At 50.6% G+C, this 13,853-nt stretch carries 7 protein-coding genes and 1 pseudogene; 4 read left to right on the top strand and 4 right to left on the bottom strand.

What is annotated here, in order from left to right; all coding sequences use genetic code 11:
* Positions 1 to 766, top strand: a pseudogene (locus ABY802_RS13345) (hypothetical protein); the annotation flags it as partial.
* 5 nt (positions 767 to 771) lie between these two features.
* Positions 772 to 2,514 carry an SGNH/GDSL hydrolase family protein gene (locus ABY802_RS13350; protein WP_372627629.1) on the top strand — a complete coding sequence of 581 codons (1,743 nt, stop codon included), beginning with the start codon at positions 772 to 774 and terminating at the stop codon, positions 2,512 to 2,514.
* A 39-nt stretch (positions 2,515 to 2,553) separates the two neighbouring features.
* Here ABY802_RS13350 and ABY802_RS13355 read toward each other — a convergent pair whose 3' ends face one another.
* Complete coding sequence (locus ABY802_RS13355; protein ID WP_372627630.1) at positions 2,554 to 2,883, bottom strand: hypothetical protein; 330 nt, start codon at positions 2,881 to 2,883, stop codon at positions 2,554 to 2,556.
* Between the two features lie 359 nt (positions 2,884 to 3,242).
* Entirely contained in the window at positions 3,243 to 4,208 is a 966-nt protein-coding gene (locus tag ABY802_RS13360; RefSeq protein ID WP_372627631.1) for a transposase, read from the bottom strand.
* Positions 4,209 to 4,558: 350 nt separating this feature from the next.
* Here ABY802_RS13360 and ABY802_RS13365 point away from each other — a divergent pair, with 350 nt between their 5' ends.
* A complete protein-coding gene (locus ABY802_RS13365) occupies positions 4,559 to 5,353 on the top strand; it encodes a substrate-binding periplasmic protein (RefSeq protein ID WP_372627632.1) in 795 nt (264 codons plus the stop codon).
* Positions 5,354 to 5,490: 137 nt separating this feature from the next.
* Here ABY802_RS13365 and ABY802_RS13370 read toward each other — a convergent pair whose 3' ends face one another.
* Positions 5,491 to 9,468: an alpha-1,6-glucosidase domain-containing protein gene (locus ABY802_RS13370; RefSeq protein WP_372627633.1), complete on the bottom strand. Its 3,978-nt coding sequence runs from the start codon at positions 9,466 to 9,468 to the stop codon at positions 5,491 to 5,493.
* Positions 9,469 to 9,566: 98 nt separating this feature from the next.
* Positions 9,567 to 12,413, bottom strand: a complete 2,847-nt coding sequence (locus ABY802_RS13375; protein ID WP_372627634.1) for a TonB-dependent receptor — start codon at positions 12,411 to 12,413, stop codon at positions 9,567 to 9,569.
* A 316-nt stretch (positions 12,414 to 12,729) separates the two neighbouring features.
* Here ABY802_RS13375 and ABY802_RS13380 point away from each other — a divergent pair.
* Positions 12,730 to 13,853: hypothetical protein (locus ABY802_RS13380; protein WP_372627635.1), on the top strand; the 1,124-nt coding region annotated here is incomplete at its 3' end.

Below are 13,853 nucleotides of genomic sequence, written 5' to 3' on the forward strand. Positions count from 1 at the left end.
GGCCATTAACGCCACGCTAACCAGGCTCAGTAGCGATTTTAAGCTGCCATTGGTTGATGGCGAGGCAGTGCTGCGCCAACACAGCCCTGATGGCATTATCGGCAACACGTTCATGTTGGAGCACTTACACCCAAATCAAAACGGCTACTTCTGGCTGGCTGAAGCGTTTTTACCGGAAGTACAGCAGCAACTTGGCCTTAACACTACCGGCAACACCGTTACCCCGGCCGAAGCGTTGGCCGATATGCCCTTAACAGAAGTGGACCTGGCCCTGGCACAGTTTAAAGTGCGCCAGCTTACTGCGGATTATCCGTTTGTCTCTTCGCCACAACCGGTTAACTTTGCGCCAAGCAGCAACCCCTTTATTGCGTTGGCACGCAAGCGCAGTAACGGTTTAAGCTGGCTTGATGCCAGCCAGCGACTGGTCACTTTGTATCAGCAACAAGGCCGGATCAGCGATGCTGCCAAAGTCGCGGCGTTATTGTCTGATGCACTGCCTACCGAGAGCCATATGGCTTTTGTGGCAGGACAACTGTATTTCGATAGCCAGCAACTGCCTCTGGCAGCCCACTATCAGCGTAAAGCCGTGGCCATTGCGCCGGAGAATATCGACTACCGCTTAATGCTGGCCCGCAGTTATTATTATCAGCAACAGCTTAGCCAGGCACTTTCCGAAGTAGAGCGGATACTGGCACAGCAGCCGCAGCACCCCGTGGCGCTGCGCCAGCAGCAGCAATTACTTCAACAACTAACAGCAGGAGACTAAGCCCGATGCGAATTTGGATATTTCGGGCCATCGCCCTGACATTACCGCTGCTGGTGTTATTGCTGGCAGAACTGGCATTACGGGCCACCGGCGCCGGTAACAACTGGCCTTTATTTAAAACAAACCCGGCCAATCCGGCTTATCTGGTGACGGAAACCGATATTGTTAAACGTTATTTTGCCAATAATACTCAGCTGCCAACCGTTAAAATGGAGCCCGCATTCGTACTGGCAGAAAAACCTGATAATGCCATCAGGCTGGTGGTGCAAGGTGGCTCTACCGCGGCGGGTTATCCATACGGCGGTGGTGCATCGCTGGCCAGCATGCTGGAGCAGCGTTTAAGCCGTACTTTTCCTGAGCAACGAGTTGAGGTGGTGAACACTGCGCTTTCAGCTGTTAACAGCTATACCTTGCTGGATCTGGCTGACGAAATTATTGCTATTAAACCGGATGCCGTTCTGATTTATGCCGGCCATAACGAATATCTGGGGTTGCTCGGTGTCGGTTCGCACTATCTGGCCAGCCAAAGCCCTGCCGCTACCCGACTGATCATCAGCTTGCGTAAATTACACAGTTTTCAGTTAATGGAGCAATTGTATCAGCAGCTGAACCAACCGCTGCAGGGCGCCGATGAAAGCAGCCGAACTTTTATGGCCAGGGTGGCGCGGGATAAAGATATTGCCTTAGACTCAGCCCAGTACCAAGCCGGGCTTAACCAGTTTGACAGCAATCTCAGCCTGTTGCTGGCTAAATATCAGCGGGCTGGCATTCCGGTTTATATCAGCACGCTGGTCAGTAATTTAGCCGACCAACCGCCGTTTAACAGCAAACCGATCCCGGTAACGGCAAAGGAGCAGCTAAAGCAACTGACACATGCCAGCACAGAGACGTCTGCAGATACCAGTGCCGATCCAGCACTGCTGACCACGCTCGCGTCACAGGCCGCTGCCGCCCAGTCAGCCGATTTTCACTATCAACTGGGCCGGCAATACCAGCAACGAGACCTATCTGAACAGGCCAGAGCACAGTTTTTGCTGGCCAAAGATCACGATTTACTGCGCTTTCGGGCGCCAGAGGCCGTCAACCAGAAAATCCGCGAACTGGCCGGCCGTTACCATGCCACGCTGGTCGACACTGAAGCAGCTTTTATCGCTAACTCACCGCAAGGCCTTGTTGGCAACAGCCTGCTGTTGGAGCATTTGCATCCTAACGTGCAGGGTTATTTTTTGCTGGCCGACAGTTTTTATAAAGCGCTGGGGCGCAACCAGGCATTGAGCAGCTGGCAGCGAGCCGTACCTGCAAGCGTTGCCTGGCAGGAAAGACCCATTACGCCAGCCGAGGAGCATGCCGGCCATTTACGCATTGTACAGTTAAAAGCCGACTACCCGTTCAGCCCGGAGCGGCAGCAGGTACAGTTCCCTAAGGCAGAAACCGTGCAACAGCAATGGGGCCAGGCGTATGTAAAGGGCGAACTGGACTGGCTAAGCCTGCAAAATCGCAACGCCCGGTATTATCATCAACAGGGTGATGGCGATATGTTATTAAAAACCTTAAAAATAATTGCCGATGCACTGCCACACGACGCTAACGCCAACCTTCAGGCCGCACAAATTTTGCTAAAAGCCGGCCGGACTGGCGAAGCAAAGGGCTATTTGCAGCGTGCGTTATTAACCCCGGCACCGGTAACTGAGATACAACAGGCCACCAGACAACAGGCACAGCAGCTGCTCAGCACTTTGGCACACTAAAGCAGGCGCTCTGATAACACAACACAGCGCTACAGCCGGTTACTGACTGGCGTCGCCCGTTTCAGCCTTATTTGCTGCTGGCATGGCCACGCATTCAAAGCCATAGCCCCGCAGTTTATCGGCAAAGCTAGCGGCCTGCTGCTGACAATAGCCCGCTTCGTTGCTGGCTTGCCACAGCACAGCGGTAACACCGTCTTTGGTGTATTGCACTTCGCAGGGTAGTTCACCCCCCTTCGGGTATACGACTTCAACAACCCTTACGGCATCACCTAACTGGCAATGCATACTTTGCCCTTGCTCCTGCGCCAGCAACTGCTGGCTACTTAATAACAGTACCGATACAATAATACCCACTAACACCTGCTTCATTCAGCGTCTCCTTCTGTAGTAAAACCAGCATTAGTATAGACCAGCTTTCTGACACAATTGCAGCTACACACCGATTCATGTTACTAACAGGCATAAAAAAAGCTGCAGACCGGCTGCAGCTTTTTTCATTTGGTTCAAAGGCAACGTTTTACAGACAGGCATAGCCGAAACGATGTAAGTAATCTCATCCATCACCGATCTGGATGCATTCATGCAGGGTTTCATGTAACAAAGAATGGCGACCGACGGCGTAAATGGTCTAGTCTGATGTGGTTTTTAAGGGACGTGGAGATATGACTTTTGCCCCGGATTAAAGTTTAAAGCCGATGTTTATGAGTATGGGGCTTGCCAGAAATTAATCAGGCTGTGTCGCGGTAGGCGCGCCGGCTAAAGAGGGTGTTGTAGCGCGTCTCAAATTGGGTGGCACGTGTCAGCCAGTCTTGCTGGCTGAGATTGAGCCGCAGCACAATGGGTGGCAGTTGTCCGGCTATGGCGCCTTGTTTGCCTGAATGAATAGCGCGTCCGGTATAGTCTACCAGTTGCAGATAGTCAGACAGGTTAAACAGGATACCGTGTTGAGGCTCGTCAACCAGCGCGCCCTCAAAAATTAGCAACGGCTTGAGTGGGTGCCTGAAGTGTTGCAGGTTACCTTGACGGATTTGTTCGACAATAGCATGTTCCAGATCGAATGTGGGCGTCAGCCGCTCTTTGATGCTGGTGTGGTCAGAGTTTTCCGGTGTTTTGGCGATATTAGCGCGAACCGGGTTTAAGTCAACATAAGCCATACAGGACAGCAGCGCCTCTTCACTAAGCAGTGCTTGTGATTTAAATCTGGCTTCCCAGAAGTGCCCGCTGCAACCATCTTCATGATTGGCCTGTCTGGCAATAGGTTCGTTAAGGCACTTCATAAACCAACTGAGGCTGGTCAGGCGCTGGCGGTAAACCTCTACACAGCTGCGCACTGTTTCCAGTTCAAGCGCGCAAAGTGCGTTGTTTGCCAGGTAGCGCTGCACCAACAGGGTGCCCTTGTGCAAGCTGGTCCAGCGCAACAACACATCGTGCATACTCCAGTCTTTCGCCTCTTCCGGATGAAGCTTGACCACTATGTGCAAATGGTTCGACATAACCACGTAGGCACAAATATCGATAGCAAACAGTGAGGCCAGTAGGCGAATGCGTTGCTCAATCCAGGCACGACGGTGCTCATAGTTTTGGCCGGTAGTGCTGTCGACCCCGCACAAAAAAGACCGACGCACGCAGCGGGATACTACATGGTAGTAGGGAGTGTCCTCAATGGCGATAAGGGCTTTGCGGGGTCTGGGCATATCGCACCTCAATACTGTTTATATATACAGCATTAAGGTTAGTTACCGAGTGGCAGACTGTCAAGGTGTTGGTAATGGTGGTTAACGGTGTTAAGCCCTTATGTCTGTAACCCACTGTTTTGATGTGCCTGTCCATGACTGATGGACTCATATTGTTTTGATGTGCCTGTCCATGACTGATGGACTCATATTGATGTGCCTGTTCCAAACTTAATTAGCTTGGTAGCATACTGCATATGTTCCTGAAACTGACCTTGCGCAATTGGTTTTTTTTACCATGCTTATCATAAATAGACAGTAAGCAGCCGCATTATGCTGGCATCAGCTTCTGCCAGAAGTGAGACTTCGTTATGTCAAATTATAAACTGTCGGTTGCTACCTTGCTGGGGTTGCTATGGACTGCTACTGCACCAGCCAATCAGGCGCTGCAGCACAGCACCAATACAGTTTATCTGGCGTCGCTGGAATGGCCACCCTATACCGGGCAACAGTTAGCTAATGGTGGTAAAACCGCTGAATTGGTTAGGCATATATTTCAGCAAATGGGTTATGAGGTGGTAATAGACTTTTTGCCCTGGTCGCGTGCCGTTAAATTCAGTAAAGGCCCTGATCCAAAATATCTGGCCTACTTCCCGGAATACCCACTGGAACATGATGATTTAAAACTGTCTGGTTGTATTGGTTATAGTCATGTTGGTCTGGCCGAGCATTCCAGCGCACCGCTGCAGATTGCTTCAGCGGCAGATTTAAAAAACTACCGGCTTGGTGTGGTGCAGGATTACATCAATACCACTTCCATTGACCACATGATTAATGACAAGCTACTTAAGGTCGAAATCAGCCTGAATGATAAACAGAATTTGCTGCGACTGGCTCATCTTCGGCTAGACGCTGCGGTTATTGACTACGATGTCATGCAGTATCTTATTGCCACCGAGTCTGAACTGAAGCCCTTTAAGCAGGTTTTACAGTTCAACCATAGCGAATATGAAATGAAAACGCTGCATATGGCAGTGAATATTCACCATCCGGAGGCAATGTTGTTAACTGAATTCAACCAAAAGCTAAATGCCTTGACGCTACCTTACGATTTTTCTAAAACGATGACTGCTGACCAGGCTGGTTTATGTGAACCGACGACTTAAACTTTAAAAGTTTATCAGCGTAGTTGACAGTGCTTACCCTACCCAGGCGAAGTGCTTGCTAATGCCATAGCAGTCCCCCACTTTAGAATCAAAAAAAAGCTGCAGACCGGCTGCAGCTTTTTTCATTTATTACCAGGTTATTGCTTGGTAACCGTTAGCTCTGGCGTTTCGGTTAACGTAGCATCTAACAGGAAGTTATATACCGCGTTTTCGGCAAAGTTCATGTTCAGGTTGTCGTTACTGCCCTGAATACGAAGGGGAGCACCCTCGGTTACTGTGGCACCGGCTGGCCCTGCGCCCATATTTACCGTGGCCCAGTCACTGGAGGCAACTTTAAACTCATAGTTACCAGCCGTGATACTGATATCCACGCTGTACAGGTTGGCGCCCAGGTATTGGAAGGCGTCGACTTCGCCCCAGCCATTCATACCACCACGCAAGAACACGGTAGTAGAACCGTAAGGCACATACTCGCTTACCGTCAGAGTAGGTGCAGCCGAATTGACCGCGTTTAACGTAAACACATAAGCAGAGGTGCTTGGAATGTCTATCCGCAGGTTGTCATTACTTGGCTCAATAACAATCGGCGTATCAACCGCAACCTGGTTACCCGCTGCGCCTGCACCCAGGTTTACGGTAGACCAGTCACCTGAGGCAACTTTAAACTCGTAGCTACCCGCATCGATATTTAATGTGGCACTGTAGATACCGGCGCCGTCATAGTTAAAGGCATCGCTTTCACCCCAGCCATTCATGCCACCGCGCACAAACACGGTAGTGGCTTCGTATGGTGGAATATCCGGCGCACCTAAAGTGGCATCGGCCGCTAAACCAGGGCCTTGCTCACCCTGCTGGGCTTTAACAAATACCGCCATGCTGTAGGCTGGTACGGTAAAGGTGCCTTCGTCCGTGCCGGCTGTAAAGCTGGCCATGGTTACCATACTATCAGCAGACGCCTGCTGCAGCGGGTGTAAGTCAAAACCGGCTGCGGTAGGCACAGTATGCGACTGCTCCTGCGCCGTACCGTTAATCATTACCACTAAGGCATCACGCATTGGGTCCAGATCAGTCAAGCCTGTGCCGTCATCAATCGACATGACAATCACACCCTGGGTCTGGTTGCTGCCAATATTATGAAAACCCACCCGGTCGATAACATCCTGACTTGTGGTTAAGCGGAATAGCGGGCTGCCACTGCGTATCGCCAGAAACTCAGCAAATACATCAGAGGCGAACATAATATCGGTGCTGCTTGCTCTGGTATTGGGGTTCAGGAATAAGGTCGCAATGCTATCCCAGCTATCTCGGTTCTTCTCGGCCAGTGGTAAGCCTACCGCCCAGTTGTTGGTTTGCATGGTGAAATCAACATAGTTAAACCAGTCACCTGAGTCATAGCTGTCGCGGTCCATCGACTTGGAACGCAGGAAGTCACCGCCCATTTGCAGGAACGGAATACCCTGGCTCATTAACGGAATGGCAATAGCCATATTCTGCGCCCGCACCCGCTCAGTCACCGTTAATGGCTGAGGTAACCGGCTTTGCAGAATATCCCACAGGGTTTCGTTATCGTGCTTAGAGACATAGTTAATAATATCAGCCGGATCTTCGGCATAACCTGCTGCCTGACCATTCCAGTTAGCGCTGGAGGCCGGGCCGGTAATGTCCCGATAATTTTTCAGCACGTAATCTTTTAAGGTACCGGCCAGGCTGATGCGGATAATATCCTGCTCGGCCAGATTGCCATCGTTATTAACTCCACTGAAAATGGCGGCGCTGCGCACACCCTCGCGGATCCGGTCATTGAAGGTACCCACTTCAGTACCTGCCATATCCTGCTGCTTGGCCTGGGTAAATAAGCGGTTATTCGCTACCTCACCAAAATTCCAGCCCTCACCATAGAAATAGGCATTGGCATCTACCGCACGCACAGCTTCACGCGCTGCTAACAGGTTATCTTTCGGGTGGTGGCCCATAATGTCGAAGCGGAAGTCATTAAAGCCAAAGTCACGGGCTAAAATAACCAGCGAGTCTTTAATAAACTTGTCGAACATTTTGTGTTCAGTCGCGGTGTTTTCACAGCAGGTAGAACGTTCAATGGTACCGCTGGTTTCGTTATAACGGTGGTAGTAGCCCGGTACCAGTTTATCGAATACCGAGTTATCAAACAGGCCTGAACTGCTGGTATGGTTGTACACTACGTCCAGCGCCACCCGCAGACCAATATCGTTTAACGCTTTCACCATGGCCCGTACTTCTTTAATCCGCACTGCACCTTCCGGATTAGAGGCATAACTGCCTTCTACCGCAATAAAGTGATGGGGATCATAACCCCAGTTAAAGCCATCAATCCGACGGATAGACTCGACCAGGGCCTGTGCATCATCACTGTACGGCAAGTAACCTTCCAACAGAGATTGCAGCGTCGCGCTGGCACTTTCCACACCACAAACCGGCGCATCGGCATTTAACGCACATAGCTGCGCTACCGTATCAGTTAAGTTAATCCGACGGTTAGCACGTTCTTCAATGTTAGCCTGATCATTTAATGGCAACACATGGAAATGGGTTAAGCCGTTTTCAACCAGTTTTTTCAGATGGCTTACCGGCGCAGAGTCCATTTCGGTGAATGCCAGGTATTTACCCCGGTTGGCCGCTGAGGTGCTGGCATCACGAATACTGAAATCACGAACATGGCCTTCGTAAATTACGCTATCTTCCGGGTTCGCGACCACCGGCACAGTGCGATCGCTCCAGCCCTCTGGGGCTAAATCGGCATCGGCCAGATTAACAAACTGGCTGTAACGGCCATTGGTCGATAAGCTAACCGAATAGGGATCGGTGCTTTCAATGGTTTCCACCGCCCGGGTTAACGGGTGATAAACCGTGATTTCATAACGGTAGAATTTGCGATCCAGCGCAGTAGCAGCACCAGAATAAGACCAGACGCCGGTTTGCGCATCGAGGCTCATCGGGTGACTGGCAGCTACGGTTTTATCGCTGTTATACACTTTTAAGGTCATGCTGCGAGCCGTTGGGCCCCATACGGCAGCAGTAACATTGCCGTTGCTGTACTGCACCCCTAAGCTGGCGTTCAGGGCACTGGTTTCACCACTGGCGTACAGGGCGTCCAGCACTTTAGCTACCTGCACATAACTGGCAGCAACCAGTTCACCTTCGCTGTTATAGGCAGCAAGTGCTAACTGGTTTTTCGCCATCGCTTTGGCTTCATCTGCGGTAAAATCAACACTAAACGCAGCGGCATTGGCCATATGGGGCACCAAGGCTTTTTGCGCATCACTTAGTTCCACTGGCGTCAGTTCAATGCTACTGCCTTCCAGCTCGTCATCATTGTTGACTTCCAGCTCTGCATCCGCTGAATAAAACAGCTTTACTACCGGCGCAGTGTCGGCTGCCGTGGTATTCCAGATAAAGGTATTGGTATCCAGCCAGTGGCCTGATGCACCCTGAATACTGACTCCCAGTGATAAGATCGGAAATTCAAACACGCCGTTTACGCCGGAGAATACCCAGTTCATCCGGGCAAAGTCAGGATCATCCTGCGACAATGGCATTTTCATATCCGGGCCAGGGTCTTTGCCTGAATCTTCAGTACCGATGTGAATAATAAAGTTACCACAGGCTTCGGCGGTGCCGGCGTAGCCGGGTTTCAAATCAAGGATCCAGTACGCACCGTAATTCGGGTCAACCCCATCGTGCACCAGGCCGTTAGACCAGGCAGCCGCTATCGAGGATGGTGCATAGGCATCACAAGCTTCGTTGTTCCAGGTATGCAGCCGATAACCATCGTAGGCATCATCCTGCGGCCGGTTATAAAACAACACTGCCTGGTTTTCACCGGCAAATACCACCGGGTCTGGCGCATTCGGGTCGCGACCACTGACGCAGCTTTCATTACTGGCATCAGGAAAAGTACCGGTCGGGCAGGACAGCGGTGGTGGGTCGATACAAGCACTGCCACCAGCATTCGGTATTTGCGGTACATTACAGGTTAGCAGCTCTTGGCCTGGCTCGGTCGAATCGCCGCAGCCGGCTAACACACTTAAGGTTACCGCCAGCGCGCTCAGTCTGAGCATTTTTTTTACATTGAAAGGCATTGGATTCAACCTTTTTATATTACGCATTATTCAGTTACTCCAGATTATTCTGTTACTCGTCAGTGCCGGCCTGGCCAGCGCCATGACGTTATGCCGGGTTAAAACGAGTACACCGCGCCAACAAAGTACTGGCGACCAAAAAACTGTAGGGTGCCGGTTTGCGCTTTATCACCAAAATAACTCTTGGTGGGCTCATCGGTCAGGTTATTTACCTGGAACAACAACTTCAGGTTGTCGTTAAACTCGTAACCAAATTGCATATCAACCACTAACTCGCTATCGAAGTTAGTAATTTGTTCATCAATTCCTACCTGACTGGACACAAAGGGTGAGCGATACCGGGCATTAACCCGCGCTTCCACTCCCTCATGCTCCCAAAATAAGGTTCCGTTAAAGACATTTTTAGATAAGCCTTCAAAGGTAGTAATTATCGCTTCACCGCCAAGGTCATTGATCAGCTCTATCTCACTTTCGGTGTAAGAGTAACTGCCGCTTACCCCCAGCCCCGACCAAAAATCAGGTAAAAAGTCGAACACGTGGGTGTAGGCCAGTTCCAGGCCGCGGATATAGCCGCCACGGTCGTTGTTGACCGCAGTGGAAAACGCACCATTAAAGGTGGTACGTGGCACACCATCTTCGTTGATAATCACGTCGGGCACGGCAAAACCAGCACCGGCGAAGTCAAATTCCTGAATGGTAAAGTCGTTAATAAAGTTCTGAATATCTTTATAAAATAACGCAGCAACCACAGCACCGCTGCTAAAGTAGTATTCGTAAGACAAATCGAACTGGTTAGCTTCAAACGGCCGCAGGAACGGGCTGTTCGAGCTGGAACCGCTAATTTCGCCATCATCACTGATATTAATTGAGGTATTGGACGCCAGCCGGTTAATTGGCGGGCGTGAAATTACTTTCGCTGCCGCAAAACGCAAATAGGTATTGTCGGTCAGATTTAAATTTAAATTAATGCTGGGCAGGTAATGGGTATATTTATCACCCAGAATACCCGGTGCATACTGGTTATTCACCAGGCCGGCGTCATCGGTAATGTTTTGCGCGCCAAGCAATACGTCACCGCCGACGTCTGTCAGGTCAGTGGCCGACTGATCGGTTGTTACCCGCCGCACGCCGATATTACCGGTTAAAGGTAAATCGAAAATTTCGGTGTCCAGGTTCGCCATTAAATAGGCGGCCAGGACATCTTCATACACCTCACCACTTTGCAATACAGACCAGCTGGTATCGACGTTTGAGGTGAGATCGCGGTTTACTACCCCGACATTGCCTGCACCCCAGGTTTGTACCGGCTGTGGCACCCCTTCCGGAAACCAGGCGTTAAGCGCTTTATCCAGATCGATTGCTAAATAGCTGGGGTAGGTAGCAAAATCGCCGCTAAAATCGACAACATCAACCATATCTGCGGTTAAGCGCAGTGGCGGCTGCGAATTTAAGAAGCCACCATCGCTGCCATATTCAAACACTGAGCGATCGTTGCTGTAAGTCCGCTCGGAATAGCGCACCCCCACTTCAACCGACCTGACAACCGGTAAGTCGAGATCGTAACTCAAGTCCAGTTTTACCGCGTTTACTTCGTCACTGTTAACAAATGGATAAATACCGTATTTGCTGACCATCACCCGATCAATATCAGAGAAGGTATCAGCCTGGTTAAAACCTATGCTGGGCAAATCCAAACCGTTTAGTAAGTAGGAAATGGAGACATTAGTATCCAGCTGCGGTGAGGCAACCGTGGCATCTTCAGCGACCAGAGCCCAGAGCAGGCCGTTTCTGAAATTACTGTCTGCGGTGGAGTGCGATACATCAAATACCAGCTTGGTGCGATCGTTCACATCCCAGTTCGCGGCAACCCCGAAACTCTTTACTTCGTCATAGTCGCGGTTATCATCGTTGACAATTTCTACCCGGGTAAAGCTTTGTGAGGTGCGGTTAAAGGTACCACCAATCACAGAACGATTGTTTAATACCGGGTTACCGACGGCGGCAGCGTCACCGCCAAATTTCACCCGAAAGCCGCGAGCGAATGACTCTTTGTCAAACTGGGAAATAAAGGCGTCAGCTTTTAAACTAAATGCATCATGCGGCTGCCACTCCAGTGAACCCAGATAACCGTTGCGGGTTTCTTCACCGCCTAAGTGCTGAATTTCAAAACCTTCACTGATAAACTCGTTTTGCTCATCACCGGTCACATCTTTCCGGCCGTTATACGCCAGACCCACAAACTGGGTGGCGACACTGGGCTGGTATAGCCTGGCGTAACCTAGTGCCAGACCCAGGGTGTTATCGAGAAACTTGCCCTGATAGGAAAAACTAAAGCGATGGCCGGTATCCTGACCATCTGGCACTTCATCGGCACGGTCATTGAACATACCACGCAGATTAGCGTTAAAACTGTGGTCTTTTTCATTCAGTAATACACTGGCGGTTTTCAGCTCAACCGTACCGGCGACGCCACCTTCAATTAACGATGCTTTAGGTGATTTATACACTGCAGCGGAATTAATTAACTCAGAAGGATACTGGTCAAACTCAATATTGCGCTTGCCGCTGGTAGACACCTGCTCGCGGCCGTTTAAAGTAGAAAAAACGAAACCGCCTGACATACCCCGAATGTTAATCTCTGCTGCCTGGCCGCCGGTACGCACCGCGGAAATACCCGGCAAGCGGGTTAGCGCATCGGCGATTGATACATCGGGCAGTGCGCCCAGATCATCAGCTGAAATGGTTTCTGACACCACATCGCCAAAGCGTTTACTATCAAGCGATCGAAACAGGCTGCTGGCAAAGCCACGTACCTGGATTACTTCAACCTGCTGCTCTTCTGCAGCATTGTCTTCTGCCGGCGGTTGTTGCTGAGCTACCGCCAACGAACTTAGCCCTGCTGCACTGACAGCAAGGCTAAGCAGACTAAGCTTAAACTTATTCATACTTTCGTCCCCGTTTTGTTATTATTGTTAGTTGCGCTTTCCATGCTACTAAGGCCATCTGACCGGGCACGAAATAATGCAGCCATCATTGTTGTAGCTTAGTTATTAACCTATTTGGGGCAACTGGCAATATGAATACGTATTCACAAGCGCTAAAATGGCGCAACCTTCATCTGGCAGTAACCAAACTGGTGCAAGCCAAGCCAGATTTTTCATTTTGGTTAACTCAGGCTATGTTTCGTAGCAAATGTCACGTAGCATGCGATATGAGGTAATAAATGCCTGCAACCCCTTCTGCAATAAAGGAAGCTGTCCGGTGAAAAAATCCGCTAAAAGTTCGGTCATGGTGTACCGGCTGGAACGTTTACTGGAGACATTATATTCCAGCAGCGCCAGCTGCTTTTTTCAGCGCAGCAAAGCGTTTTTTGCCAGCTATCGCCAGCAACAAACGGCACTAAAACAAGCCGAACAACGCTGGCAGCAACTGCAGCAAGACGCCAAAGCCAGCCAGGCTCAGCGCCAGCAAGCCCGCCAGCAATACAGCGAGCTACAGTATCAGGACGAAAAGGCCCGCTTAATGCGCTGGGCAGACTTGCAACTGCTGGCCGAACAGTTGCTGCAATTGTCAGAAGGCGATAACAACAGCGAAACCCTGGCCTTCAGCGCCCGTTTACTCGGCTGTCTGCAAATTATGGTGCCAACAGAAAAACGCCAGCGTGAACTGGTGCAGTTTGCTTATAAACCGCTCTATCGGGCGGTCCTTAGCCTGCGTCTGTTAGACCATTTATTAGCCCAGCAACTGCTGGACGATCCTGCGCTGGTTAGCCATTATCAGCTGCGAAACCGCCAGGCACCCGACGATTGCCCGTACCGGCAAAACGTCCAGCTACCCATTGTTATGGCCGTTTTACTGCAGGACATTGGCTTATTGCATCCCGAGGCATTAGGTGTAGTACAGGGCGAACTGGCGCAGTTTGATTCTGGCCGGCCGTTAAGCCTGACAGACCGGGAAAGGCTGCTTAAAATTAGTAGCGATGCCAGCCTGGCCTTACTGCAACAGGGTTTTGGCATAGCACCGTACATTGGCAACGACAGAACTGAGCGCGATAACTACCTTGCGGCCCAACAGCAACGCTTGCACTGGCTTAGCCAGCTATTGCAGTTAAATCCGGGTGATAAAACGTTGTTTGGTAGCTTATTAAAGGTACCGCAAGTGTATACGTCAATTGTATTACCTGGCCGGCAGCGCTTTAACTACGCACTACTGCCTAAGGCGGCTTTACTCATGCGGGAGGGGGCAAGGCGAAATGAATATAGTGGTTTACTGGTTGACCAGCTACTGAGAATAACCGGCTTATTCCCCCAAGGTTATGGTGTGGTGTTTACGCCATTGGGGCCCGATCAGCAACCGCAGGACCGCTACGAATTCGCTATCGTTAA

Origin of the sequence: Arsukibacterium sp., assembly GCF_041616895.1 — a bacterium.
Classification (GTDB): domain Bacteria; phylum Pseudomonadota; class Gammaproteobacteria; order Enterobacterales; family Alteromonadaceae; genus Alishewanella.